The organism is Sphingomonas sp. 2SG, assembly GCF_005503285.1.
GTDB classification, from domain to species: Bacteria; Pseudomonadota; Alphaproteobacteria; order Sphingomonadales; family Sphingomonadaceae; genus Sphingomonas; species Sphingomonas taxi.
Genome location: NZ_SCMZ01000025.1, coordinates 19,552 through 44,187, shown reverse-complemented (window position 1 = coordinate 44,187; position 24,636 = coordinate 19,552). Strand labels below are relative to the sequence as shown.

21 protein-coding genes are annotated in these 24,636 nt (G+C 67.5%); 10 read left to right on the top strand and 11 right to left on the bottom strand.

From position 1 onward, the window contains the following. The first annotated feature begins 141 nt into the window (after nucleotides 1-141). The gene (locus FFS23_RS11825) at nucleotides 142-873 is read left to right on the top strand and encodes a CPBP family intramembrane glutamic endopeptidase (RefSeq protein ID WP_137898747.1); all 732 of its coding nucleotides are present in this window, start codon (nucleotides 142-144) and stop codon (nucleotides 871-873) included. Here the strand turns inward: FFS23_RS11825 and FFS23_RS11820 are convergent. The 4 genes from FFS23_RS11820 to FFS23_RS11805 all read right to left on the bottom strand — a co-directional run bounded on the left by FFS23_RS11820 (nucleotide 845) and on the right by FFS23_RS11805 (nucleotide 4,846). Beyond that, on the bottom strand, nucleotides 845-1,606 hold the full coding sequence (locus FFS23_RS11820) for an ABC transporter permease (protein ID WP_038661182.1): 762 nt from the start codon (nucleotides 1,604-1,606) through the stop codon (nucleotides 845-847). The genes FFS23_RS11825 and FFS23_RS11820 overlap by 29 nt on opposite strands. Next, nucleotides 1,603-2,532, bottom strand: a complete 930-nt coding sequence (locus tag FFS23_RS11815) for an ABC transporter ATP-binding protein (protein ID WP_137898746.1) — start codon at nucleotides 2,530-2,532, stop codon at nucleotides 1,603-1,605. Before FFS23_RS11815 ends, FFS23_RS11820 begins: the two co-directional genes overlap by 4 nt. Before the next feature lie 251 nt (nucleotides 2,533-2,783). Then, complete coding sequence (locus FFS23_RS11810; RefSeq protein WP_137898745.1) at nucleotides 2,784-3,497, bottom strand: DsbA family protein; 714 nt, start codon at nucleotides 3,495-3,497, stop codon at nucleotides 2,784-2,786. Beyond that, nucleotides 3,494-4,846, bottom strand: a complete 1,353-nt coding sequence (locus FFS23_RS11805) for a M48 family metalloprotease (RefSeq protein ID WP_038661173.1) — start codon at nucleotides 4,844-4,846, stop codon at nucleotides 3,494-3,496. Before FFS23_RS11805 ends, FFS23_RS11810 begins: the two co-directional genes overlap by 4 nt. Before the next feature lie 504 nt (nucleotides 4,847-5,350). Between FFS23_RS11805 and FFS23_RS11800 the strand changes: the two genes are divergently transcribed. Genes FFS23_RS11800 through FFS23_RS11790 form a run of 3 tightly spaced genes read left to right on the top strand, consistent with a single transcriptional unit; the run spans nucleotide 5,351 to nucleotide 9,766 of the window. Then, nucleotides 5,351-7,870 (top strand): penicillin-binding protein 1A, encoded by a 2,520-nt coding sequence (locus tag FFS23_RS11800; RefSeq protein WP_137898744.1) that lies wholly within the window; start codon nucleotides 5,351-5,353, stop codon nucleotides 7,868-7,870. 55 nt (nucleotides 7,871-7,925) lie between these two features. Beyond that, nucleotides 7,926-9,053 carry a peptide chain release factor 2 gene (gene prfB, locus FFS23_RS11795; protein ID WP_038661167.1) on the top strand — a complete coding sequence of 376 codons (1,128 nt, stop codon included), beginning with the start codon at nucleotides 7,926-7,928 and terminating at the stop codon, nucleotides 9,051-9,053. Next, nucleotides 9,050-9,766 carry a class I SAM-dependent methyltransferase gene (locus FFS23_RS11790; RefSeq protein ID WP_052075548.1) on the top strand — a complete coding sequence of 239 codons (717 nt, stop codon included), beginning with the start codon at nucleotides 9,050-9,052 and terminating at the stop codon, nucleotides 9,764-9,766. The genes prfB and FFS23_RS11790 overlap by 4 nt, the downstream gene beginning before the upstream one ends. Nucleotides 9,767-10,085: 319 nt before the next feature. On the opposite strand, the gene FFS23_RS11785 is transcribed toward FFS23_RS11790, so the two are convergent. After that, nucleotides 10,086-10,475: a JAB domain-containing protein gene (locus FFS23_RS11785; RefSeq protein WP_249340644.1), complete on the bottom strand. Its 390-nt coding sequence runs from the start codon at nucleotides 10,473-10,475 to the stop codon at nucleotides 10,086-10,088. Nucleotides 10,476-10,553: 78 nt separating this feature from the next. On the opposite strand from FFS23_RS11785, the gene FFS23_RS11780 reads away from it, so the two are divergent. Then, entirely contained in the window at nucleotides 10,554-11,348 is a 795-nt protein-coding gene (locus FFS23_RS11780; RefSeq protein WP_137898742.1) for a thymidylate synthase, read from the top strand. Further along, nucleotides 11,345-11,809: a dihydrofolate reductase gene (locus tag FFS23_RS11775; protein ID WP_137898741.1), complete on the top strand. Its 465-nt coding sequence runs from the start codon at nucleotides 11,345-11,347 to the stop codon at nucleotides 11,807-11,809. Before FFS23_RS11780 ends, FFS23_RS11775 begins: the two co-directional genes overlap by 4 nt. Before the next feature lie 239 nt (nucleotides 11,810-12,048). On the opposite strand, the gene FFS23_RS11770 is transcribed toward FFS23_RS11775, so the two are convergent. Both FFS23_RS11770 and FFS23_RS11765 read right to left on the bottom strand, forming a co-directional pair. Beyond that, nucleotides 12,049-13,197, bottom strand: coding sequence for a saccharopine dehydrogenase family protein (locus FFS23_RS11770; RefSeq protein WP_137898740.1), 1,149 nt, complete (start codon nucleotides 13,195-13,197; stop codon nucleotides 12,049-12,051). Between the two features lie 278 nt (nucleotides 13,198-13,475). After that, nucleotides 13,476-15,245 carry an ABC transporter transmembrane domain-containing protein gene (locus tag FFS23_RS11765; RefSeq protein WP_137898739.1) on the bottom strand — a complete coding sequence of 590 codons (1,770 nt, stop codon included), beginning with the start codon at nucleotides 15,243-15,245 and terminating at the stop codon, nucleotides 13,476-13,478. A 174-nt stretch (nucleotides 15,246-15,419) separates the two neighbouring features. Between FFS23_RS11765 and FFS23_RS11760 the strand changes: the two genes are divergently transcribed. Then, nucleotides 15,420-16,652, top strand: a complete 1,233-nt coding sequence (locus tag FFS23_RS11760) for a polyhydroxyalkanoate depolymerase (RefSeq protein WP_137898738.1) — start codon at nucleotides 15,420-15,422, stop codon at nucleotides 16,650-16,652. 39 nt (nucleotides 16,653-16,691) lie between these two features. On the opposite strand, the gene FFS23_RS11755 is transcribed toward FFS23_RS11760, so the two are convergent. From FFS23_RS11755 to FFS23_RS11745, 3 genes are all read right to left on the bottom strand, one after another. Beyond that, the gene (locus FFS23_RS11755) at nucleotides 16,692-17,174 is read right to left on the bottom strand and encodes a pyridoxamine 5'-phosphate oxidase family protein (RefSeq protein WP_137898737.1); all 483 of its coding nucleotides are present in this window, start codon (nucleotides 17,172-17,174) and stop codon (nucleotides 16,692-16,694) included. A 353-nt stretch (nucleotides 17,175-17,527) separates the two neighbouring features. Beyond that, the gene (locus tag FFS23_RS11750; protein WP_137898736.1) at nucleotides 17,528-18,706 is read right to left on the bottom strand and encodes an acetyl-CoA C-acyltransferase; all 1,179 of its coding nucleotides are present in this window, start codon (nucleotides 18,704-18,706) and stop codon (nucleotides 17,528-17,530) included. A gap of 58 nt (nucleotides 18,707-18,764) precedes the next feature. After that, nucleotides 18,765-19,199: a MaoC family dehydratase gene (locus tag FFS23_RS11745; protein WP_169742563.1), complete on the bottom strand. Its 435-nt coding sequence runs from the start codon at nucleotides 19,197-19,199 to the stop codon at nucleotides 18,765-18,767. Nucleotides 19,200-19,382: 183 nt separating this feature from the next. On the opposite strand from FFS23_RS11745, the gene putA reads away from it, so the two are divergent. The 3 genes from putA to vapC all read left to right on the top strand — a co-directional run bounded on the left by putA (nucleotide 19,383) and on the right by vapC (nucleotide 23,475). Continuing rightward, on the top strand, nucleotides 19,383-22,334 hold the full coding sequence (gene putA / locus FFS23_RS11740) for a bifunctional proline dehydrogenase/L-glutamate gamma-semialdehyde dehydrogenase PutA (protein ID WP_249340643.1): 2,952 nt from the start codon (nucleotides 19,383-19,385) through the stop codon (nucleotides 22,332-22,334). A gap of 512 nt (nucleotides 22,335-22,846) precedes the next feature. After that, nucleotides 22,847-23,068 carry a type II toxin-antitoxin system VapB family antitoxin gene (gene vapB / locus FFS23_RS11735; protein ID WP_038661140.1) on the top strand — a complete coding sequence of 74 codons (222 nt, stop codon included), beginning with the start codon at nucleotides 22,847-22,849 and terminating at the stop codon, nucleotides 23,066-23,068. A gap of 11 nt (nucleotides 23,069-23,079) precedes the next feature. After that, nucleotides 23,080-23,475 (top strand): type II toxin-antitoxin system tRNA(fMet)-specific endonuclease VapC, encoded by a 396-nt coding sequence (gene vapC / locus FFS23_RS11730; RefSeq protein WP_283214454.1) that lies wholly within the window; start codon nucleotides 23,080-23,082, stop codon nucleotides 23,473-23,475. Here vapC and FFS23_RS11725 read toward each other — a convergent pair. Then, entirely contained in the window at nucleotides 23,426-24,634 is a 1,209-nt protein-coding gene (locus FFS23_RS11725) for a mechanosensitive ion channel family protein (RefSeq protein ID WP_137898733.1), read from the bottom strand. The two genes, vapC and FFS23_RS11725, sit on opposite strands and share 50 nt — an antisense overlap. Between the last annotated feature and the right edge of the window lie 2 nt (nucleotides 24,635-24,636).

The following is a 24,636-nucleotide window of genomic DNA, read 5'->3' as shown; positions in this document are numbered from 1 at the left end:
GGAGTGCGGTTATCCTAGGCGGTCGTCACCCCGGACTTGTTCCGGGGTCCACAGTGCCGCAGGCGAGCGGTGCCGCCTCCAACCCTTCTCCTCGCCGCGGAGTGGACCCCGGAACAAGTCCGGGGTGACGAAGTGATCTGAATGCTCGCCATCCTCCTCGTCCTTACCGTCGGCTATCAGCTCGTCTTGTTGCGACGCGGGCGGATGTTCGCGTGGCGGCGTATCGCGTTCGGCGCGCGTCATCTGCGCTGGGCGGCGACGCTGTGGCTCGGCTATGGCGTTACCGCGCTTGTCGGCTTGCTCGTCGTGCAGCGTCTGTCGGGTATCGGCACGCTTCCCGCGGAATTCCTGCCGCTCGCTTTCTATCTCGGCATGCCGCCCGGCACGATCGATGCGCAGACCGTCGCGATCGGGCTCGGCGCGGGGAGCCTGCTCGGGCTGATCCTCACCTGGTGGCGGGCGCGGCGCGGGCGGGCGCCGTGGACCGCGGGCGACGCCCGCTCGGTGATGCCGACCAGCGACGCCGACCTCTGGCCCGCCGCAGTGCTGGCGCTGGCCGCCGGGACGGCGGAGGAATTGTTCTACCGCCTCTGGCTGCCGCTGATCGTCGCGATGGCGACCGGCTCGGGGCTCGCCGGGGTGATCGTCGCCACTGCCGCCTTTGCCGCGATGCACCGCTATCAGGGGCGGGTAGGCATGGCGGCAACCTTCGTCGGTGGCGGGCTGCTGACCGCGCTCTACATGGGGACCGGCGCGCTCTGGGTGCCGATGGGCGTCCACGTGCTCGTCGATCTCAACGCGCTCGTGCTGCGCCCGGCGCTGTCGGCGCGGGTGCGGCGGCGGCTCAGTTCTTCAGCCGCCAGCCGCTCTTGAAGATCCAGGCGATGATGCCGAGGCAGACGACGAGGAAGCCGAGCGTCACGCCGAGGCTGACCGCGATATCGACGTCGCCCTTGCCGAAGAAGCTCCAGCGGAAGCCGCTGACCAGATAGACGACCGGGTTGAACAGGCTGACCGTCCGCCATGGCTGCGGCAGCATGTCGATCGAATAGAAGCTGCCGCCGAGGAAGGTCAGCGGCGTGATCAGCAGCATCGGCACGAAATTGAGCTGTTCGAAGCTCTTCGCCCAGATGCCGAGGATGAAGCCGAACAGGCTGAAGGCGATCGCGGTGAGCAGCAGGAAGGCGATCATCGCGCCGGGATGGAGCACGCGGATCGGCACGAAGAAGGCCGAGGTGGCGAGGATGATGACGCCAAGCACGACCGACTTGGTCGCCGCCGCGCCGACATAGCCGAGCACCATCTCCATCGCCGACACCGGCGCGGAGAGCAATTCGAAGATCGTGCCGGTGAATTTGGGGAAATAGATGCCGATCGAGGCATTGCCGACGCTTTGCGTGAGCAGCGACAGCATGATGAGTCCCGGTACGATGAAACTGCCGTAGCCGACGCCGTCGACGCTCTGCATGCGGCTGCCGATCGCGCCGCCGAAGACGATGAAATACAGGCTGGTGGTCAGCACCGGCCCGACGAGGCTCTGCCACAGGGTGCGCAGCGAGCGCGCCATTTCGAAGCGATAGATCGCCCAGACGCCGTGGAGGTTCATACGCGTTGTCCCACCAGATCGACGAAAATATCCTCGAGGCTGGATTTGGAGGTCTCCAGATCCTTGAAGCCGATATGCCGCTCGGCGAGTTCGCGCAGCAGCGACGGGATGCCGGTATGTTCCTCGGTCGCGTCGAAGACGTAGCGGAGCACCTTGCCGTCGCTCTGCAGGCTGAGCTGCCAGCGTTCGAGGCCCGCTGGGACGGCGGCGAGCGGCTCGACCAGCGTCAGGTCGAGCTCGCGCTTGCCGAGCTTGTGCATCAGCGCCGCCTTCTCCTCGACGAGCAGCAGCCGGCCCTTGTCAATCACGCCGACGCGGTCGGCCATCTCCTCGGCCTCCTCGATATAATGGGTGGTGAGGATGATCGTCACGCCGCGTTCGCGCAGGCCGTGGACCAGCTTCCACATGTCGCGGCGGAGCGCGACGTCGACGCCCGCGGTGGGTTCGTCGAGGAACAGGACCTCCGGCTCGTGTGCCAGCGCCTTGGCGATGAGCACGCGGCGCTTCATCCCGCCCGAGAGTTCCATAATCTTGGAATCGCGCTTGTCCCACAGGGAGAGGTCGCGCAGCACCTGTTCGATATAGGCGCTGTGGCCCGAGCGGCCGAACAGCCGGCGCGAGAAGGTGACGGTGGCGAGCACCGTCTCGAACATGTCGACCGACAGTTCCTGCGGCACGAGGCCGATGCGGCGGCGGGCCGCCTTATAGTCGGTGATCGCGTCGTGACCGGCGACCTGGATCGTGCCGGTCGAGGGGGTGACGATGCCGCAGATGATGCTGATCAGCGTCGTCTTGCCGGCGCCATTGGGGCCGAGCAGCGCGAAGATTTCGCCCTTGTTGATCGTCAGGTCGACGTGATGGAGCGCGGTGAAACCGCCCTTGTACGTCTTGGAGACGCCGGCGATGGCGAGAATCGGTTCTGGCATTGGGGTCCCCCGGAGTGGGCCGGAGATAGGGCGGGGGGTGTCGGTTGGTAAGGGGGTGATATCCTTGGGGTTGCTGTTCATTTTCGTCATCCCGGCGAAAGTGATGACGAAGGGTGGCGATACCCTCCTCGACCATTGTCATTCCCGCGAAGGCGGGAATCCATAGACGCTGACGATGCGGTTCTTGCCGTGAGGCCTGCGCGTATGGATCCCCGCCTTCGCGGGGATGACAGTGTGTGGGAAGCGGGGGCCTATTTCCCCCGCGCGGCGGCGATCGCCTTTTCCAGTTCCTCGACCGGCAGCGCGCCGGACAGTACGCGGTTGCCGACCACCCAGCTCGGCGTGCCGTTCATGCCGAGCTTGGCGGCGGTCGCCATGTTCTTGGCGATCTCGCCATCGATCGTGCCGGTGTCGAGCGCCGCCAGCGTCACGCCCGCCTTCGCCGCCGCGCCCTTGATCGAGGCGTCGCTCACCGGCCCGCCCGCGTAAAGCGCGTCGTGGAAGCCGAGGAACTTGCCCTGCTGTGCCGCTGCGAGGCTGGCGCGTGCCGCGGTGCGGCTCGCCTCGGACAGGATCGGCAGGTCGCGATAGACGATGCGCAGGTTCGGATCGCGCTTGAGCAGGTCGGCGATCATCGGCAGCGACGCACGGCAATAGCCGCAATTGTAATCGAAATATTCGACCAAAGTGACGTCGCCCTTGGGATTGCCAGCCCAGGCGCTGCCGAACGGCGTCAGGATCGCGTCGCGATTGGCGGCGACCGTCTCGCCCGACTGGCGCTCCTGCAACGCCTGCATCGCCTGCGGGATGATCTCCGGATGGGAGAGAACGTAATCGTGGACAACGCGCTCGATCCGCGCCTGATCGGCGCCCCCCGGTGAGGTGAAACGCTCGGAACTCCACACGGCGCCGGCGCCGATCAGGCCGCCGAGCACCGCGACCAGCGGCAGGGTATAACGGCTCATCGTTTCTTATATTTCTTCGGATTGTCGTCCATGTCGTTCTGCGCGGCCATCGCAATGTCTTGCGCGCGGATCCAATCGGACGTGTTGGCGGGAAGGTTGGCGAGCGCATAGCGCGCGCTCTGCGCGGCGGTGCGGTGGTCGCCCTCCATGCTGGCACGCTCGGCGGTGGCGAGCGCGGCGCGCGGCGTGTCGCCGGTCAACTCATAGACGGTGCCGAGCTGATACCAGGCGAACGGATTCTCGTCGTCGCGACCGACCGCGACGCGCAGCACCTTGATCGCTTCGGGATAATTGGCCTTGTTCTCGGTCGCGATCAGCGCGTGGCCGAAGGTGGTGGCGATCAACGGATTGTTGCGCGAGCCTTCGGTGGCGGCGCGTAGCGGCGGAATCGCGTCGACGGGGCGGCCGGCCTCGAGCAGGATCTGGCCACGGATTTCCTGGAAATAGGGATCGTCGGGTTTGGCCTTGATCAGCGCGACCGATTCGGCGTCCGCCTTGTCGGGATAGCCGGCCTTATGCCAGGCATAAGCGCGGGCATAATGCGCGTAGATGCTGCCGTCGCTCTCGGGGAAATCCTTCAGCGTCCGGTCGGGCGTCATCACATAGCCCTCCAGTTTCGCCTTCACGCGCCGGAAGCGCTCCTCCAGCGCCGGGTCGGACGGCTTGCTCCACGCCGGCGAATTCTGCAGCACCGCGGTGAGATTGGCGATCCGCTCGCCGGACAGCGGGTGGGTCTGCATGAACGGATCGATATTCTCGACGCCGTAACGATATTCCTGCTGCTGTAGCGTCTTGAAGAAGCTCAGCATGCCCTTGCCGGTGACCCCCGCGGCGTTGAGGAAGCGCGCACCGGCGGCGTCGGCGGAGTTTTCCTGCGTCCGACTGAACGAGAGATATTTGGCCATGCCGGCGGACTGGCCGAGCGCCATCAATCCTGCGCCGGCCTCGCCCGCGCCGGCGGCGACCGCGGCGAGGCCGAGCACCATCGAGAGCAAGGTGATGTGCATCGCCGGCTTGATGCCGTTGTCGGCGAGGACGACGTGACCGTCGGCGATATGGCCGAGTTCGTGCGCGATGACGCCCTGCACCTGATTGGCGTTGACCGCCGCCTGCAACAGGCCGGAGTGGACGTAGACCGTCTGCCCGCCGGCGACGAAGGCGTTGATCGATTCGTCGTTGATCAGCACGACCTTGACGTCGCGCGGCGACAGGCCGGCGGCCTTGACCAGCGGCACCGCCATGTCGCTGAACATCGACTCGGTTTCGGCATCGCGCAGGATCGATTGCGCCTGCACGGGCGCAGCGGAGACGAGCGCCGCGACGGCGGCGAAGCAGGCGAGACGTTTCATGCTGGGGACGGTCCGGAAGATCACGGCGTGAGTATAGGCGGGCGGCGTGGGGAGGTCACGGCGAAAGCGGTGCGCGCCTCGGGCTGAACGGGGGATGAGTGGCGGTAAATTCCTTCCCCGCAATGGCACGGCTATCGCACATGAACCTTGATCCAAACCCGCCGACATCCAAGCCCACCCCGTCACCCCGGACTGGTTCCGGGGTCTACTCTGCGGCGAGGAGAAAGGCTTAAGTCGACACCATTCTCTTGCGGCTGGGTGGACCCCGGAACAAGTCCGGGGTGACGGATCCAATGATGAAACCGATTGAACCTCATCAACCTAGGCAAATGCGATAGCCCTGCCTGCAAGGGGGATGGGGACCGCTCGGCGCATGCCGAGTGGTGGAGGGCGAGGAATTGTCGACCGACTCTCCCCGCCATCCCGGCGTGCGCCGGAATGACGGGGCAGGTGGGGTGAGGGTGGCAACCGGGCGCGAACCTGCTACACGCCGGCGCCTGAACCATGGCGTCCGAAGCTCCCCGCACCTCCCGATTCACCGCATTCCGCGATCAAGGCGGGTTGCGCGGCCTCGTGCGTCGCGTCTGGCGGCGCTGGTGGGTCAAGGGGCTGGCGATCCTCGCGCTGCTTGCCGCGATCGGCTATGGCGTGCTGTGGGTGACGATCCTGCGCGACCTGCCCTCGGTCGACCAGCTGCGCACCTACGAACCGCCGCTGCCCACCAACGTGCGCGGCATCGACGGGACGCCGATCCAGTCCTATGCCCGCGAACGGCGCGTCGAACTGAGCTTCGCCGAATATCCGCCGATGCTCGTCCGCGCCTTCCTCGCCGCGGAGGACAAGACCTTCTTCGAGCATCACGGCGTCGACTATCCCGGCCTCGGCGGTGCGGTGATCGATTATGCGCGCAAGTTCGGCACCGGCCGGCGCGCCAAGGGCGGCTCGACCATCACCCAGCAGGTCGCCAAGAACCTGTTGATCGGCAACGCCTATTCGCCGACGCGCAAGCTCAAGGAGGCGATCCTCGCCTATAAGATCGAGGATACGCTGACCAAGCCGCAGATCCTCGAACTCTATCTCAACCAGATCGCGCTGGGGCGGAACGCCTTCGGCGTCGAGGCGGCGAGCCACGCCTATTTCGACAAGGAGCTCGACGAGCTCGACCTCGCGCAGCTCGCCTATCTGGCGATCCTGCCCAAGGGGCCGTCGAACTACGATCCCGTCCGCCACGCCGACCGCGCGATGACGCGGCGCAATTACGTGCTCGGCGAGATGCTGCGCAACGGCTTCATCACCCAGGCACAGCACGACCAGGCGGCGGGCGAGCCGCTCGGCACGATCCTGCGCCGCACGCCGAAATTCGAGCGGGTCGGCGGCTATTTCGTCGAGGAGGTACGCCGCCAGCTGATCGGCAGGTTCGGCGAGACCGCGCGCGACGGGCCCTATGGCGTCTATCAGGGCGGGCTGTGGGTGCGCACCTCGCTCGACACGCGGTTGCAGGATCTTGCCGCGGAGGCGCTGCGCGATGGCCTGTTGCGCTACGAACGCGGCCGCGGCTGGGCCGGGCCGATCGCGCACAAGGAGGTCGACGGCGACAACTGGCTCCAGACGTTGCTCAACACCAATATCGGGCTCGACTATAGCGACTGGCGTGCCGGCATCGTGATCGCGCGCGACGGCGACGCGTGGCAGATCGGGTTCAGCGACGGCCAGACCGGTCGTCTGCCGCGCGGCAACGCCCAAATGCCGGTGCGCGGCAAGGGCGGTACGAGCTTCGGCGCGATCGAGCCGGGCGACATCATCGCGGTGGCGCCGGCGGGTGGCGAATACAGCCTGCGCTCGGTCCCCAAGGTCTCCGGCGGCTTCGTCGTCGAGGAGCCGGCGACCGGGCGGGTGCTGGCGATGCAGGGCGGCTTCGACAGCCGGTTGCAGGCGTTCAACCGCGCGACGCAGGCGCTGCGCCAGCCCGGCTCGACGATCAAGCCGATCGTCTATTCCGCCGCGCTGGAGAATGGCATGACGCCGGCGTCGATCATCATCGACGGGCCGTTCTGCGTCTACCAGGGCGCGCGGCTCGGGCAGAAATGCTTCCGCAACTTCGGCAATATGCGCGCCGCCGGGCCGCATACGATGCGCTGGGGCATCGAACAGTCGCGCAACCTGATGACCGTGCGCGCCGCCGCGACCACCGGCATGCCGAAGGTGGTCGACGTGATGAAGCGGATGGGGGTGGGCGACTATCAGCCCTATCTCGCCAATGCGCTCGGCGCCGGCGTCACCACGGTCAGCCGCATGGTCAACGCTTATGCGACGCTGGCCAACAACGGCCGTGCGCACGCGCCGACGCTGATCGACTTCGTCCAGGATCGCCACGGCAAGGTCATCCTGCCCGAGAATTGGCGCGCCTGCGACGGCTGCAACGCGCGCGACTGGGACGGCAAGGCGATGCCGCGCCCCGGCGACCGCGCGCGGCAGGTGATCGACGCGATGACCGCCTATCAGATGGTCCATATCACCGAGGGCGTGATCCAGCGCGGTACCGCGGTCGTGCTGCGCGATCTCGACCGGCCGATGTTCGGCAAGACCGGCACGACGACCGGGCCGACCGACGTCTGGTTCGTCGGCGGTACGCCGCAGTTCATCGGCGGGCTGTACGTCGGCTACGACACGCCGACCAATCTCGGCGGCTATGCGCAGGGCGGCACCTTCGCCGCGCCGATCTTCAAGGAGTTCGCGGTCAAGGCGTATGAGGGACTCGAGAAGATCCCGTTCCGCGCCCCCGCCGGCATCCGCATGGTGCGCATCGACCGGGCGAGCGGGCGGCCGGTCTACGGTACCTTCCCGACCGATGCCGATCCCAAGGCGGCGGTGATCTGGGAGGCGTTCAAACCGCAGAGCGAGCCGCGCCGCGCGATCCATCGCGGGCCGTCACCGGCCGCCGCGGCGGCGGCCAGCGCACCCACCCGCGCGGCGAATACGCCCCGCGACAGCGATTTCTTGCAAAGACAAGGCGGAATCTACTAGCGCCTGCTCCTACATAGGCGCTTCCATCGCCATTCAGCTTACCCGGAGAGTTCCCATGCGCGCCGAAGCGCAGTCCCACGTCGACAGCATCAAAGAGGCACTGGCATTGCTGCGCCGGTTCCTCGATTGGGACCGTGCGCTCCGCCGTCTCGACGAACTCAACGCCCGCGTCGAGGACCAGGCGCTGTGGAACGACCCCAAGGCCGCGCAGGAGGTGATGCGCGAGCGGCGGCGCCTCGACGAGGCGATCACCGCGACGCGCGCGATCCAGTCCGAACTCGACGACACGGTCGAGCTGATCGAGATGGCCGAGGCCGAGGGCGACACCGCGATGGAGGCGGAGGGCGTCGAGGCGCTCGCCGCGCTGGCGGAACGCGCCGATCGCGACAAGATCCAGGCGCTGCTCGCCGGCGAGGCCGACGCGAACGACACCTATATCGAGATCAACTCGGGCGCCGGCGGCACCGAGAGCCAGGACTGGGCGGGCATGCTGCAGCGCATGTACACGCGCTGGGCGGAACGCCGCGGCATGAAGGTCGAGCTGATCGACTATCACGCCGGCGAACAGGCGGGGATCAAGTCGGCGACGTTGCTGGTCAAGGGCGAGAACGCCTACGGCTATGCCAAGACCGAGAGCGGCGTGCACCGGCTGGTCCGGATCAGCCCCTATGACAGCGCGGCGCGGCGCCACACCAGTTTCTCGAGCGTCTGGGTCTATCCGGTCATCGATGACGACATCCAGGTCGAATATAACGAAAGCGACCTGCGCATCGACACCTATCGCGCGAGCGGCGCCGGCGGCCAGCACATCAACACGACCGATTCGGCGGTGCGCATCACGCACATTCCGACCGGCATCGTCGTCCAGTGCCAAAACCAGCGATCGCAGCACAAGAACAAGGCGGAGGCGTACAACCAGTTGCGCGCCCGCCTGTACGAGCGCGAACTCGCGATCCGCGAACAGGCGGCCAATGCCGAGAATGCGACCAAGACCGATATCGGCTGGGGGCATCAGATCCGCAGCTACGTGCTCCAGCCGTATCAGCTGGTGAAGGACCTACGTACCGGCACGACCTCGACCGCGCCAAGCGACGTGCTCGACGGCGCGCTCGATCCGTTCATGGCGGCGGCGCTGTCGCAGCGCGTGACCGGCGAAAAGGTCGAGGTGGAGGACGTGGATTGAGCCTGCGCCGGACCCTGATCGTCGCGTCCGTGCTGGCGCTGGCCGCGTGCGACGGGTCCAAGCCGCTGATCAAGCGCGACGAACAGCCGATGCTCTTTCCCGTGGCGGATCGGCCGGTGGCGCATATCGTCTCGGCGCGCTGGTCGAACGAGGAAGCGCGCGACCGGCTCAACGAGGCGAGCGAGGTGATGAACAAGGCGGGTATCGCCAAGGGCATGACCGTCGCCGACATCGGTGCGGGCGAAGGCTATTACACGATCCGTCTGGCGAGCCGCGTCGGCAAGGCGGGGCGCGTGCTGGCGGAGGATATCGTCGCCAGCGTACGCGACATGCTCGCCGAGCGCGTCGCGCGCGAGGATCTGGAGAACGTCTCGGTCCGGCTGGGCGCGCCCGCCGACCCCAAGCTGCCCGATGCGAGCTTCGACCGCGTGCTGATGGTCCACATGTACCATGAGATCGAGCAGCCCTATGAGTTCCTGTGGCGGCTGCGGCCGGCGCTGAAGCCCGACGGGTTGGTCGTCGTCGTCGACGCCAATCGCCAGACGCAGAACCACGGCACCCCGCCGGCGCTGCTCCGCTGCGAGTTCGAAGCGGTCGGCTATCGCCAGGTGTCGATGACGGAGATGCCCTCCGCCGGCGGCTATCTGGCGACCTTCCGCGCGGTCGGCCCGCGGCCCGAGCCGGAAGCGATCAAGCCCTGCGTCCTCCGCTAGGCGGGGACGAATCGAGCGGGATCGTGTTCAGTCGAATTCCTCCCCGTCAGGGGGAGGGCTATCGCATATGGCTGCAGTGATGAGGCTCAATCAATTTCCCCATTAGACTCGTCACCCCGGACTCGTTCCGGGGTCCACCGGGCCGCGAGAGAACGGTGTCGAATCAAGCCTTTCTCCTCGCCGCAGGGTGGACCCCGGAACGAGTCCGGGGTGACGGAGTGGGCTTGGAAGACGACAGGCTCACACGAGCGTCCATATGCGATTGCCCTGCCCTACTAGGGGGAGGACTTGTCCCGCAAAGCCCTGCGGTCGAATCCGCCTAAATCAGTCCTGCGTCGCGCAGGCTCATTACCTCGGCGCCCGCGACGATCAGATGGTCCGCCAGCACCAGATCGAGCGCGTCCGCCACCCGTGCGAGCGCGCGCGTATAGGCCATGTCCGCGGCGCTCGGCCGGGTGCTGCCGCGCGGATGGTTGTGCGCCAAAACCAGCGCCGTCGCGTCGAGTCGCAGCGCCTCGGCGATGATCGTGCGCAGCGGCGGCGTTACCGTATCGGCGGACCCGACGAAGTCGGACCGGCCGAGAAGCGTCCATTGCGGATCAAGATAGAGCACCACCGCGCGCTCGATCGCCGCGTCCGCCAGCCCGGTGAGCAGGACGGCAGCCGCGCGCGCATCGGCGATCACGATCGGAGCAGAGAGATCCGGCACCAGCGATCCTTGCCGCAGCCACCCGCGCTACGCAGCAAAAAGCTCGCCCAAATCGGCCGCAGGCGGTACGCGTCGCGCATGCGGCAATATCTCGATCTCATGGACCGCGTGCTGACCAGCGGCGCGGAGCAGATGGACCGGACCGGCACCGGCACCTTGTCCGTCTTCGGCGCGCAGATGCGCTTCGATCTGGCGCAGGGCTTTCCGGTGCTCACCACCAAAAAGCTGCACCTGCGCTCGATCATCATCGAATTGCTCTGGTTCCTGCGCGGTGACACCAACGTGCGCTGGTTGCAGGAGCAGCAGGTCCGCATCTGGGACGAATGGGCAGACGCGGCGGGCGACCTCGGCCCCGTTTACGGCAAGCAATGGCGGGACTGGGTGGCGGCGGACGGTCGGCACATCGACCAGATCGCGGAACTGGTCGAGCAGATCAAGACGCAGCCCGCCTCGCGCCGCCAGATCGTCTCCGCCTGGAACCCCGGCGACCTCCACGCGATGGCGCTGGCGCCCTGCCACTGCCTGTTCCAGACGCATGTCGCCAACGGCCGGCTGTCGCTGCAACTCTATCAACGGTCGGCGGATATCTTCCTCGGCGTGCCGTTCAACATCGCCAGCTACGCGTTGCTGACCCACATCCTTGCGCAGCAATGCGGGCTCGAGGTCGGGGAGTTCATCTGGACGGGCGGCGACTGCCATCTCTACACCAATCACCTCGATCAGGCGCGGCTGCAACTGACGCGGACGCCGGGGCCGCTGCCGCGGCTGGAGATCCTGCGCCGGCCCGAATCGATCGACGCCTATGCCTATGAGGATTTCGTGCTGCACGATTATGCCGCGCAGCCGCATATCAAGGCGGCGGTGTCGGTGTGATCAGCTTCCACCTGGCGCGCGCCGACAATGGCGTGATCGGTCGCGACGGCGGCTTGCCGTGGCGGCTGCCCGCCGATCTCAAGCGCTTCAAGGCGATGACGCTGGGGCGGCCGATGGTGATGGGGCGCAAGACGTTCGAGAGCTTTCCCGCACCCTTGCCGGGGCGGCGGCATATCGTGCTGACGCGGGACCGCAACTGGTCGGCGGCCGGCGCCGAGGTGGTTCACGACGTCGATGCCGCGCTGGCACTGGCGGGGGACGACGTCGCGGTGATCGGCGGCGCGGAGGTGTTCGCGCTGTTCCGCGAGCGGGCGGACCGGATCGAGCTGACCGAGGTGCATTGCGCCGCCGAGGGCGACGTGACGATGCCGGGCTTCGACAACTGGCGCGAGGTGGCGCGGGAGGACGTCGCCGCCGAAGGCGAGCGACCGGCCTATAGTTTTGTTACCTTGGTGCGCTAGGCCGGATCGATATTCGGTATCCTTTCGATTCCGGGAGGGTGATGCTCGCCGAAGCGTCGCCCTTTTGTCACCCGGGAGCTAGTCGAAGCCTCTGGAAACGCCCCCCGGTGCTCCTGCGAACGCAGGAGCCCAGGAGTTCCACACCCCACAAGGCGTCGGGTTGCTTGGCCCTGGGCTCCTGCGTGCGCAGGAGCACTATGGTGAACCACGGATGATGCGACCTTTTGTGAAGGTTTCGATCACCCGGCGGTGAAAGTCAGGCCTGCCTTGTCCTGCAACCGGTCGCGCAGCGTCGTGCCGAGCAGCGCGCCCGGCGTCCACACGCCGCCCGCGCCTTCGGTCTCGAGCAGGCAGCGCGCGGTCTCGGCGATCATCTTGCTGGTCGAGCCGTAGCCGGGATCGCGATCGCCGGTGACCACCGCGTCGAAGCGTGCGCCGTCCGGCATCAGGCCGACGAACAGCAGGTCGTAATGGCCCGCGTCGCGCTCCGCCTTGCTCGGGCCCTCGCCGGGTTTGGGGCCCTTGTCGCTGGCGAGCGGATTGAGCTTGGCGATCGCCTCTGCGGCGGCCTTGCCCATCTCGCCGAGGCCGGCGACCATCATCTCGTCGTAGACGAAATCGGTGCCGTAGCGGTGGCCGAGCAGGAAATTGGTGCGATGGACGTTCTTGGTGTTGATCGCCGCCATGATGAACGGCGCGACCCAGGTGTTGAGCGTCGCGTCGAATTCGGGGAACAGTCCGGTCGGCTGGTGCGGGCCGCTGAACCCCGGCGTCAGTGCGAAGGGGTTGGCGAGCTGCCCGAGGATCGACGGATCGCGCGCCGCTGCGGCGAGCGTCGCCTTGAGGCTGGCCGCCGTGCCGCCGGAGAAACCGCCCTGCATCGCGCGGACGCGGCCCTTCACCCGCGGCGCGGGGTGGCCGTATTTCGCCCGCGCGCATTCCTGCAAGGTGAGCACCCCGAGATCGAAGGGGATCGAATCGAAACCGCAGGAGAAGACGATGCGCGCACCGCTCGCCTGCGCGGCGGCGTGATGCGCGTCGATCATCTGGCGCATCCACGCGGGCTCGCCGCACAGATCGACATAAGCGGTGCCGGCGGCGACGCAGGCGGCGACCAGGGCTGCGCCATAGAGCTGGTAGGGGCCGACGGTGGTGACGACGACGCGGGTCGATTCGGCCATCGCCTTGAGCGAGGCGGGATCGTCGGCGTCGGCGACGATCAGCGGCGTGTCGGCGGGCGCGCCGATCAGATCGCGCACCTCCTCCAGCTTGGCGCGGCTGCGCCCCGCCATCGCCCAGCGCGTGACCTGCTGCTGAACGAGATATTCGGCGACGAGGCGGCCGGTAAAGCCGGTCGCGCCATAGACGATGATGTCATGGTCGCGCATGGGTCTCTCCTGTTCTGCTGTCCGTACCGGTGATGGGCGTGGACGCGCGCGGGATCAAGATGCCGCCGTCCTCGCTCACCGCCCTCCCGTCATGCCGGCAAAAGCGAAACCTTTGCGAAAGCGCCCAGTGCTCCTGCGAAAGCAGGAGCCCAGGAGTCCCGCACGCCATACGCGGTTGTTCTGCTTGGCTCTGGGCTCCTGCTTGCGCAGGAGCACTGTGACCTGTCCCACCCACATCGTCATCACCGCGAAGGCGGGGATGACGGTCAAGGCGAGGGCTACGCCGCCTCGCTGAACTGCAAACTCGCCAGCCGGGCATATAGCCCGCCGCGGCCGATCAGCGAGGCGTGGTTGCCTTCCTCGACGATGCGGCCCTGATCCATCACCACGATCCGCTGCGCGGCGCGGACGGTCGCGAGCCGGTGCGCGATCACCAGCGTCGTGCGATTCTCCATCAGCCGGTCGAGCGCCTGCTGCACCAGCCGCTCGCTCTCCGCATCGAGCGCGCTGGTCGCCTCGTCGAGCAGCAGGATCGGCGCGTTGCGCAGCAGCGCGCGAGCGATCGTGACGCGCTGGCGCTGGCCGCCCGACAGCCGCGCGCCGCCCTCGCCGAGGTTGGTGTCGAGCCCCTGAGGCAGCGCGCGCAGGAAGTCGGCGGCATTGGCGACCTCGGCGGCGGCCCAGAGCTCGTCGTCGGTCGCCTCCCAATGGCCGTAGCGCAGATTGTCGCGTGCGCTGGCGCCGAAGATCACCGTGTCCTGCGGCACCATCGCGATCTGGGCGCGCACCGCGGCGGGATCGGCCTCGCGCAGGTCGACGCCGTCGAGCAGGATGCGGCCCTCGGCCGGATCGTAGAAGCGCTCGGCGAGCTGGAACAGCGTCGACTTGCCCGCACCCGACGGACCGACCACCGCCACCGTCTCGCCGGCGCGGATCGCCAGCGTGAAATCCTCGAGCGCCGCGACGTCCGGCCGCGTCGGATAATGGAAGCGGACATGATCGAAGGTCAGCGCGCCGCTGACCGGCACCGGCAGCGGGATCGGCGCGGCGGGGCGGGTGATCTCGGGCTGTTCGCGCAGCAGCTCGGCGAGCCGGCCGGCGGCACCGGCGCCGCGCAGCAGATCGCCATAGACTTCGGTGAGCGCGCCGAACGCGCCGGCGACGATGCCGCCGGTCAGCACGAAGGCGGCGATCGCGCCGCCGGTGATGCGGCCTGCGGCGACGTCGGTCGCGCCCTCCCACAGCACCAGAGTGATCGAGCCGAAGATCAGGAAGATCATGATCGCGGTCATCACCGCGCGCAGGCCGATGCGGCGCTTGGCCGCGGCGAAGGTGGCGTCGACCGCGGCAGTGAAGCGCTGCGCCTCGCGCGGTTCCTGGCCGAAGGCCTGGACGATCTTCATCGCGCCCAGCGTCTCGGTCGCGAGCGAGCCGACGTCGGCGACGCGGTCCTGCGACGCGCGCGACAGGTTGCGGATGCGGCGGCCGAGCACGGTCACCGGCAGGATGATGAGCGGGATGCCGAGCAGCAGCATGCCCGCGAGTTTCGGCGACAAGGCGAACAGGTAGATCATGCCGCCGACGCCGGTGAAGGTGTTGCGCAGCGCGATCGACACGGTGCTGCCGACGACGCCCTCGATCAGCGTGGTGTCCGAGGTGAGGCGCGACGCGATCTCCGATGGGCGGTTCTCCTCGAAGAAGCGCGGCGTCAGGCCGAGCAGATGCGCCTGCACCTGCGTGCGGATGTCGGCGACGACGCGCTCGCCGAGCCATGAGACGAAATAGAAGCGGATCGCGGTGGCGATGGCGAGCACCGCGACGATCATCAGCAGATAATGGAAGGAGGACGCCACCGAGCCCTCGCCGCCGGGCGTGAAGCCGCGGTCGATCACCCGCTTGAAGCCATAAGGGATTCCGATCGTCGCCGCCGACGTGGTGGTGAGCGCGGCGAGCGCGATGGCGAGCTGGCGCGGATAGGCGAGGACGCGATCCCACACGAGGCGCAGGTCGCCGAGGCGGCGGGTGGTCGGTAGCGGAGGTTTGGCCATCCTTACCGCGCCTAGCAGGCGTGGGGGAGCGGCTCAACGGCACCGGCCGATGCGGACAGGGGCCTCGTCGGCGATCTCGGGCGTTCAGACTGATCGGAGCGTATCGTTGGTCCGATTGCATCGAACGTGATACGGATTACGTATACGGCAACCTTTTTGGGCGAAGATATCAGCATGCTCTATGATGCCTATGAAATGCAGCGCTCCCTTCTGGCCGGGGCGAGTGCCATGGCCAGCTTCGGTGCCGACTGGATGCGCAATCCCGCCAATCCGTGGTCGTATATGGATGGCGGATCGGTGGTCAGTTCGGCGCTCGAGGTGTTCGCCCATGCCTCGGCGACGCGCGGCAAGCCGGCGTTCGGATTGACGCACACGACCGTTGACGGCCGCGAGGTCGCGGTGACCGAGGAGATCGTGCTGCAGAAGCCGTTCGGTCAGCTCAAGCACTTCCGCCGCGAAGGCGTCGAGGGTGGACCGAAGCTGCTGATCGTCGCCCCGATGTCGGGCCATTTCGCGACGTTGCTGCGCGGTACGGTGGAACGGATGCTGCCGAGCGCCGACGTCTACATTACCGACTGGCGCGATGCGAAGCTGGTGCCGTTGAGCGAAGGCCGCTTCGATCTCGACGATTATATCGATTATCTCATCGCGTTCCTGGAGACGATGGGGCCCAACGACGGACGGGGCGGCACGCATATGCTCGCGGTCTGCCAGCCGTCCGTGCCCTGCTATGCCGCCGTTGCGCTGATGAGCGCCGACCGGAACCCGAGCCGTCCGCGCACACTGACGATGATGGGCGGTCCGGTCGACACGCGCGAGGCGCCGACCGCGGTCAACACGCTGGCCACCGAACGGCCGCATGCCTGGTTCGAGCAGAATGCGGTGGTGACCGTGCCGATGATGTATCCGGGCGGCGGACGGAAGGTCTATCCGGGCTTTCTCCAGCTTGCCGGCTTCATGTCGATGAACCTCGGCAACCACATGATGTCGCATTGGGAGATGTTCAAACATCTCGTCCAGGGCGACGAGGAAAGCGCCGACGCCACCAAAGGCTTCTACGAGGAATATCGCTCGGTCTGCGACATGACCGCGGAATTCTACCTGCAGACGGTCGAGCTGGTGTTCCAGAAGCATGCCTTGCCGAAGGGCGAGATGATGCACCGCGGGCGGCGGGTCGATCCGGCGGCGATCACCGACGTCGCGATCCTGGCGATCGAGGGAGAGCGCGACGACATTTCCGGTCTGGGACAGACCAAGGCGGCGCTGACGCTGGCGACCAACCTGCCGGACGAGAAGAAGCGGTATTACATGGCGGAAGGTGCCGGCCATTACGGCATCTTCAACGGTTCGAAGTGGCGCAGCCGGGTGGCGCCGGTGGTCGAGGAATGGATCGCGGCCAACGGCTGACCGCGATGACGGGGCGGCGCGCGGCCGCCCCGGCTTCGATCAGGCGACCGAGCCGACCACGGCGTGGCTGCTGGATTCATCGCCATGAATGGTGCCGCCGAAGAGCATCTTGACGCGGCCGGAGATCGAGATGTCGGTTTCCCACAATTCGGCGCTGTCGATGTCGAAGCGCAGCAGCGTCAGGTTCGGGTCCTGCTTACCGCCCGGAAACCACGCGTCGACTTGGTTGTTCCAGAGCTTGTCGATCTGTGCGGGATCGTTGTCGGTGGTCACCGAGCCGGCGAGGCAGGCGAAGAAATCATGCCCCTTGCCGACGAACTGCGCCATGGCATCGCCGCCCTTGGCGATGCGATTGTCGCGACCGGCGAAGAAGAACAGCGTGTTGGGCTGATCGTCGTCGATCTGTGCGGTCATCGGTTCGGAATGCTCGCCGTCGATCAGGCCGATCATCACGAACGGGCTGCTGCGCAGCTTCTCGAGGAACTTGGCAGCGATTTCCTGCGGGCTGTGCTGATCGGCCATGCGTCTTCTCCTATGGGGTCGGCGGGAGAACGAGCATCGCTGGGGTTGGTTGCGCGATAGGGCCGGTGTGGTCATGATCGCCCGCGGCGGCGCTCCTGCCGTCACGACAGAGGAGTGAGCCCATGAAGCTTGCCGATCTGTGCCTGATCCTAGGCGTGCTCTTCAGCTTCGGGACCTTGGTCCTGAAGATCATCGAAGTGGCGCGCCAAAGGTAAGGTGCCGGGCGGGGTTCGGGTGGCAGCCCGGACCCCAAACGATTGAGCCCCGACCGTAGCAGCGGTCGGGGCTCCAACAGAGGGCAGCCCATGAAGTTGCCGACGTCTATTTACCGTTTCGGATGTCGAGTTTCAACCTCACAGCACCTCGAACAGGCCCGCGGCGCCCATGCCGCCGCCGACGCACATCGTCACGACGACATACTTAGCGCCGCGGCGCTTGCCTTCGATCAGCGCATGGCCGGTCATGCGCGCGCCCGACATGCCGTAGGGATGGCCGATCGAGATCGCGCCGCCGTTGACGTTGAGCAGTTCGTCGGGGATGCCGAGCGTGTCGCGGCAGTAGAGGACCTGCACTGCGAACGCCTCGTTGAGTTCCCACAGGCCGATGTCGGCCATCGTCAGGCCGTTCTTTTCGAGCAGTTTGGGGACGGCGTAGACCGGGCCGATGCCCATTTCGTCGGGCTTGGTGCCGGCGACCGCCATGCCGACATAGCGGCCGAGCGGGGTGAGGCCGCGTGCGGCGGCGATGCTCTCCTCCATCAGCACCGCGGCCGAGGCGCCGTCGGACAGCTGGCTGGCGTTGCCGGCGGTGATGACGCCGTCGGGGCCGACGACGGGTTGCAGCGCCTGCAAGCCTTCCAGCGTCGTGTCGGCACGGTTGCCCTCGTCCTTCGACAAAGTGACGTCCTTGGTGCTGACCGCCTTGGTCGCCTTGTCGACCACGTTCATCGTCGCCGACAGCGGCACGATCTCGGCGTCGAAGCGGCCGGCGGCCTGGGCCGCCGCGGTGCGCTGCTGCGACTGGAGGCCATAGGCGTCCTGCGCCTCGCGGCTGATGCCGTAGCGCTTGGCGACGACCTCGGCGGTCTGAAGCATCGGCATGTAGATGTCGCCGTGCATCGCGATCAGCTGCTTGTCGGGGGCGACGCGCATCTGCGGGGTCTGTACGAGGCTGACGCTCTCGACGCCGCCGCCGACCGCGATGTCCATGCCGTCGAGCACGATCTGCTTGGCGGCGGTGGCGATCGCCATCAGGCCGCTGGCGCATTGGCGGTCGAGCGACATGCCCGGCACCGAGATCGGCAGGCCGGCGCGCAAGGCCGACTGGCGGGCGATGTTGCCGGCCTGATGGCCCTGCTGGAGTGCGGCGCCGATCACCACGTCCTCGACTTCGGCGCCGTCGAGGCCGGCGCGCTGGACCGCGTGGCTGATCGCATGGGCGGCGAGCGCCTGCGGCGTGGTGTCGTTGAAGGCGCCGCGATAGGCGCGGCCGATCGGGGTGCGGGCGGTGGAGACGATGACGGCGGAGCGCATGGGCTAACTTCCCTAACTTCACGCATAAAGCGTGGGGTGGATATCCAGAAAACTGATATTAAACAAAGGCTTGGCTGATCCATTCGGCGATCAGCGCGGGCTTGTCCGCGCCTTCGATCTCGACGGTGAATTCGGTCGTCTGTTGATATTGGCCGGGCCGCTTTTCGTCGAAGGCGAGCAGGCGGAAGCGGCCGCGCACGCGGCTGCCCGAGCGGACGGGGGTGAGGAAGCGGACCTTGTTGCCCCCGTAATTGACGCCCATCTTCACGCCCGCAAGCTGCGGCGCGTCGGGCACGCTCGCGGCGAGCAGCGGCATCAGCGACAGCGTCAGGAAGCCGTGCGCGATGGTGCCGCCGAACGGCGTCGCGGCGGCGGCGACGGGATCGACGTGGATGAACTGGCGATCGCCGGTCGCCTCGGCGAACCGGTCGATCATCGCCTGGCTGACCTCGACCCAGTCGGAGACGGTCTCGGTGCCGATCCGGTCCCGCATCTGGTCGGCGCTGATCGTCGTCACGGCAATTCCTCCGTTGGTTTCCAGCGCCGCCTTTTGGCGCCCGACATTTGGCGCTAGATGCGACGCATTCTCTAGGCGCGGGAGGGTGTCTCTCGCAAGCCTTGGCCGACCGAAAGCTTGAACATGTCCTCTGCCGTAACGTCCGATGCCCGCAAAACCATGTCGCAACTGTATCGGGCGAGCGAACCCGATGTTCTAAAACCGTTGCTCGACCGCGCCGCGACCTCGCCTGATTCGCGTGGGCGGATCATCGACCACGCCTCTGGCCTGCTCGCCGACCTGCGCGCGGCGCAGAACCGCGGCTGGGTGAACCAGTTCCTGCAGGAATATCGGCTCAATTCGTCGGAGGGCGTCGCGCTGCTCAGCCTCGCCGAGGCGTTCCTGCGTGTGCCCGATCCGGAGACCGCCGATCTGCTGATCGCGGACAAACTGGGCGACGCCGACTGGCGCGCGCACGCGGGCCAGTCGAACAGCAAGTTGGTCAATACCGCGACCTGGGGTCTCGTCGTCGGCCGCGTGCTGGTCGGCGAGGGGCCGTCGGGGCCGCTGCGCCGGCTGATCAGCCGCGCGGGCGAGCCGTTCGTCCGCCAGGCGGTGGGCACGGCGATGAAGAAGATGGGCGAGATCTTCGTGATGGGCCGGACCATCGACGAGGCGATGCGGCGGATGCGCAAGCCCGACAACAAGGGCTTCACCGCGAGCTTCGACATGCTCGGCGAGGCGGCGCGCACCTTCGCCGACGGCCGTCGCTATTTCGACGCCTATGTCGGCGCGATCGACGCGGTGGGCAACGACCCGGCCGCGGGCCATTCGATCTCGGTGAAGCTGTCGGCGCTGCATCCCCGCTACGAAGTGGCGCGGTGGAGCGAATGCGTGCCGGCGCTGACCGAGATGCTGGAGGCGCTGGCGGTGCAGGCGGCGGGCAAGGGCATCCCGCTGACCGTCGACGCCGAGGAATCCGAGCGGCTGGAGATGAGCCTCGACATCATCGGGTCGGTCGCGGCGCTGCCGAGCCTGAAGGGCTGGGACGGGTTCGGCATGGCGGTGCAGGCCTATGGCAAGCGCGCGCGGCCGGTGGTCGCCTGGGCGAACGCGCTCGACCGGGTGATGAACGTGCGGCTGGTCAAGGGCGCCTATTGGGACAGCGAGATCAAGCGCACGCAGGTCGAGGGGCTGGCCGACTATCCGCTGTTCACCCGCAAGGCGGCGACCGACGTGTCGTATCTTGCGGTGGCCAAGGACATGCTGGCGGCGGAGAACATCCGTCCCGCCTTCGCCAGCCACAATGCGCTGACCGTCGCGACGATCCTCGAATGGGCGGGCAATTCGCGCGATTTCGAGTTCCAGCGGCTGCACGGCATGGGTGACGGCCTGTACGAGCGGCTGGTACGCGAGAACGGCTATCATTGCCGTATCTATGCGCCGGTCGGCGGGCATCGCGATCTGCTGGCCTATCTGGTGCGACGGCTGCTGGAGAATGGCGCGAATTCGAGCTTCGTCCACCAGCTCGCCGATGCACGGCTGAGCGAAGACGAGATCCTCGCCGATCCGGTGGCGAAGATCGCCGCGGTCGGCGGCGCGCGGCATCCGAGCATCCCATTGCCCAAGGACCTGTTCGCGCCGGGGCATCGCAATTCGCGCGGGCTGGACCTGAGCGACGTCGCGACGCTGGACGCGACGGTGCGGGCGGTCAGGCAGCCGCTCGCGCTCGGCGATACGCCGGCCGCGATCGCGGCGGAGGCGGGTGCCGCGGTAGCGGCAGCGGTCGGACGCGCGCAGGCGGCGTTCCCGATATGGTCGCGGACCCCGGTGGACGCGCGTGCCGCCTGCCTCGAACGGCTCGCCGATTTGCTCGAGGAGAATCGCGACCGGTTGATGGCGATCTGCGTGCAGGAGGCGTTCAAGACGATCCCCGATGCGATCGGCGAGGTGCGCGAAGCCGCCGATTTCTGCCGCTATTATGCGGGCGAGGCGCGCAGCCGGTTGCGCGCGGTCGACCTGCCCGGGCCGACCGGCGAGCGCAATACGCTGCACATCGAGGGACGGGGCGTGTGGGCGACGGTGGCGCCGTGGAACTTCCCGCTGGCGATCTTCCTCGGCCAGACGGTGGCGGCGCTGGTCGCCGGCAACACCGTCGTCGCCAAGCCCGCGCCGCAGACGCCCGAGATCGCGCGCTTCGCGGTGGAACTGGCGCATCGCGCCGGGGTGCCCGAGGATGCGCTGGTGCTGGTGACCGGCGGGCCGGAGGTCGGCGCGGCGCTGACCGCGGACGTGCGCGTCGCCGGCGTCGCCTTCACCGGATCGACCGCGACCGCCAAGCGGATCGCGCGGACGCTGGTGGCCGACGACGACCGGCCGATCGTGCCGCTGATCGCCGAGACGGGCGGGATCAACGCGATGATCGTCGACAGCACGGCCTTGCCCGAACAGGTGGTGGCGGATGTCGTCACCTCGTCGTTCCGCTCGGCGGGGCAGCGCTGTTCGGCGCTGCGGCTGCTGCTGGTGCAGGCGGATGTCGCCGAGGCGGTGATCGAGATGCTGAGCGGCGCGATGGACACGCTGCGGCTGGGCGATCCCGCCGATCCGGCGACGGATGTCGGGCCGGTGATCGATCGCGCCTCCTACGACAAATTGATGGCCTATCGGGCGAGCGTGACCGAGCGGACGGTCAAGACGCTGGCGGCGCCGGCCGACGGATTGTTCGTGCCGCCGACGCTGGTGCGGCTCGATGCGATCGAGGATCTGGATCGCGAGTGGTTCGGGCCGATCCTGCACGTCGCGACCTGGGAGGCGGGCAAGCTCGAGGAGACGATCGCTCGGGTCAATGCCAAGGGTTATGGCCTGACGATGGGCCTGCACAGCCGCATCGCCCGCGCCGCCGAGGTGACCGAGGCGGCGGCGGCGGTCGGCAACCTGTACATCAACCGCTCGATGATCGGCGCGGTGGTGGGGTCGCAGCCGTTCGGCGGCGAGGGGCTGTCGGGTACCGGGCCGAAGGCGGGCGGGCCGCATTACCTCTACCGCTTCTGCGCGGAGCGGGCGGTGTCGGTGGACACCACCTCGGCCGGCGGGAATGCGACGCTGCTGTCGCTGGACGAAGGGGGGATTTGAGGGGCGGGGTGTTGCCGGAGAGAGCCGTTACCACGGATTGCAGAGCTATCGCATATGGCTGCGGCGATGAGGCTCGACTGGTTTTCTCATCAGGTTCGTCACCCCGGACTGGTTCCGGAGTCCACCGAGCCGCACAGGCATGGCGCCGTCTCCGGCCCCCCTCCTCGCCGCGGGGTGGACCCCGGAACGAGTCCGGGGTGACGGGGTGGGTGCGGGAACAGGTTGCCCCGAGCCCGGATGTATCCGCGATAGCGATGGTCGCTACGGGAGGGACGCCTGCCTGCTGATGCAACTCGGCGAAGGCCGGGGCCCTGTCGGGCGAAGGTTCGTAATGACTTACGATGGCTTTCCCAACTGGGCCCCGGCATCCGGCGGGGTACATCGGCTGTTTTGCAGAGGTCGAACGAGCTACAAAGAATTTGTCACGCGGAGGCGCCGAGACGTATCGCGTGGTGCCGCTCGGCGTGGTATATCCCTGCGGCATATCCCATGTATGCGGCGGAGAATACAGCATGACCCGTACGTCCCTGTTCCAGTCGAACCGGTCGCAGGCCGTGCGCCTCCCCAAGGATGTTGCGTTTCCCGAAGGCGTTCGGGAAGTGACGATCCTGCGTGACGGGGTCCGGCGCGTGATCGTGCCGGCGGATCGGGCGTGGGACGATTTTTTCGCCGCGCCGGGGGTGGAATTAGGCGAGCGCGAGCAGCCGGAGGATCAGACGCGCGAGGCGCTGTGATGCTGCGGTACATGCTCGATACCAATTTGTGCATCCGGGTGCTCCGCGATCGGCCGCAGGCGGTTGGCGAACGGTTCAATGCCGAAGCGGATGGCTTGTCGATCTCGACGATCGTGTTGACGGAATTGCTGCACGGCGCGGCCAAGTCGGCGCGTCCGGCCGAGAACCGCCGCGCGGTGGAGCGATTTGCGGCGCGACTTGAGGTCTTGGCGTTCGATGCCGAGGCCGCGGCGCACGCTGGCGATATCCGCGCCACGCTCGAACGTGAGGGGCGGTCGATCGGCAGCTTTGACGTGTTGATTGCCGGCCATGCCCGCAGCCGTGGCCTGATCGTCGTCACCGGCAACCTCGGCGAATTCATGAGGGTGGATGGTCTGCGTTGCGAGGATTGGCTGCCGGCGAACTGACCGGCGCATCCGTCGCCGCCGCATAGGGCATCACCAATGTGCCGTCGGGGGCGGCAGTGTAGTTGGTCTGCGTCGGATAGGGGATGGAGATCCCCTCCGCGGCGAAGCGGGTCATGATGCCGACCATGATGCGGTCGCGCATCGGGTGGGCGGTGGCCCAATCGTCGCCGGGGATGTCGAATTGCAGCGCGAAGTCGAGGCTGGAGGCGCCGAACGTCTCGAAGCCGGAGCGGGCGACGGTGCCGCCCTCCGCCTCGACGATCTCGCGGAGCAGGGCCGGGATGCGCGCGAGCGTTTCGGGCGGGGTTTCGTAAGCCGCGCCGATGGTGAAGCCGATGCGGATGTGGTCGCGCACGCTGGTGTTCTGGATCTCCTTGTCCAGCAATTGCTTGTTGCTGATGACGCGGAGTTCGCCGGTGAAGGCGCGGATGCGGGTGCTCTTGAGGCCGATCGATTCGATGACGCCGCTGGTGGTGCCGTAGCTGATCTTGTCGCCGCGGCGGAACGGGCGGTCGAAGATGATCGCCAGCGCCGCGAACAGGTCGCCGAAGATGCCCTGGGCGGCAAGGCCGATGGCGATGCCGCCGACGCCGAGACCCGCGACGAGGCCGGTGACGTTGACGCCGAGATTGTCGAGCACGACGACGAGCGCCACGGCGAACAAAGCGACGGTGACGAGCAGGCGGATGAGGCCCATCGCGCTGAGCAGGGCCTCGCCGCTGTAATGTTCGCTGCTGGTGCGATGCTCGATCGCGCCGAGGATCAGCTCGCGCGCCCAGATCGCCGCCTGGAAGACCGAGGCGACGGTCCACAGGAAATTGACCGTGGTGGCGACCTGGCTCGGCGCGCCGGCGTAGCCGACGACCAGTTTGGCGGCGAGCATGACGATGAAGAAATTGCTGGTGCGGGTGATCGCGCGGCCGAGGATCGTGCCCCAGCCGCGGCGGCCGACGTCCTTGCCGCACAATTTCCTGCCGAGCCGGCGCAGGCCGTGCAGCGCGATGACGATCACCGCGCCGATCCCGAAGGCGATGAGGATCTGCAACCAGTGGGTGTGCAGCCAGATCTCGCTGGCGGTGTAGAACTCGCCGATCTGGTTCTGGACGGTGTCGGCGTCGAAGATCGGCGCCTTGGCCGCGGCGGTGGTATTGGCAGACATGA

Excerpts from the sequence above, each read along its gene's own strand:
- FFS23_RS11825 (WP_137898747.1), top strand. The coding sequence starts at position 142 with ATGCTCGCCATCCTCCTCGTCCTTACCGTCGGCTATCAGCTCGTCTTG.
- FFS23_RS11820 (WP_038661182.1), bottom strand. The coding sequence starts at position 1,606 with ATGAACCTCCACGGCGTCTGGGCGATCTATCGCTTCGAAATGGCGCGC.
- FFS23_RS11815 (WP_137898746.1), bottom strand. The coding sequence starts at position 2,532 with ATGCCAGAACCGATTCTCGCCATCGCCGGCGTCTCCAAGACGTACAAG.
- FFS23_RS11810 (WP_137898745.1), bottom strand. The coding sequence starts at position 3,497 with ATGAGCCGTTATACCCTGCCGCTGGTCGCGGTGCTCGGCGGCCTGATC.
- FFS23_RS11805 (WP_038661173.1), bottom strand. The coding sequence starts at position 4,846 with ATGAAACGTCTCGCCTGCTTCGCCGCCGTCGCGGCGCTCGTCTCCGCT.
- FFS23_RS11800 (WP_137898744.1), top strand. The coding sequence starts at position 5,351 with ATGGCGTCCGAAGCTCCCCGCACCTCCCGATTCACCGCATTCCGCGAT.
- prfB (WP_038661167.1), top strand. The coding sequence starts at position 7,926 with ATGCGCGCCGAAGCGCAGTCCCACGTCGACAGCATCAAAGAGGCACTG.
- FFS23_RS11780 (WP_137898742.1), top strand. The coding sequence starts at position 10,554 with ATGCGGCAATATCTCGATCTCATGGACCGCGTGCTGACCAGCGGCGCG.
- FFS23_RS11770 (WP_137898740.1), bottom strand. The coding sequence starts at position 13,197 with ATGCGCGACCATGACATCATCGTCTATGGCGCGACCGGCTTTACCGGC.
- FFS23_RS11765 (WP_137898739.1), bottom strand. The coding sequence starts at position 15,245 with ATGGCCAAACCTCCGCTACCGACCACCCGCCGCCTCGGCGACCTGCGC.
- FFS23_RS11760 (WP_137898738.1), top strand. The coding sequence starts at position 15,420 with ATGCTCTATGATGCCTATGAAATGCAGCGCTCCCTTCTGGCCGGGGCG.
- FFS23_RS11755 (WP_137898737.1), bottom strand. The coding sequence starts at position 17,174 with ATGGCCGATCAGCACAGCCCGCAGGAAATCGCTGCCAAGTTCCTCGAG.
- FFS23_RS11750 (WP_137898736.1), bottom strand. The coding sequence starts at position 18,706 with ATGCGCTCCGCCGTCATCGTCTCCACCGCCCGCACCCCGATCGGCCGC.
- FFS23_RS11745 (WP_169742563.1), bottom strand. The coding sequence starts at position 19,199 with ATGCGGGACCGGATCGGCACCGAGACCGTCTCCGACTGGGTCGAGGTC.
- putA (WP_249340643.1), top strand. The coding sequence starts at position 19,383 with ATGTCGCAACTGTATCGGGCGAGCGAACCCGATGTTCTAAAACCGTTG.
- vapB (WP_038661140.1), top strand. The coding sequence starts at position 22,847 with ATGACCCGTACGTCCCTGTTCCAGTCGAACCGGTCGCAGGCCGTGCGC.
- vapC (WP_283214454.1), top strand. The coding sequence starts at position 23,080 with ATGCTCGATACCAATTTGTGCATCCGGGTGCTCCGCGATCGGCCGCAG.
- FFS23_RS11725 (WP_137898733.1), bottom strand. The coding sequence starts at position 24,634 with ATGTCTGCCAATACCACCGCCGCGGCCAAGGCGCCGATCTTCGACGCC.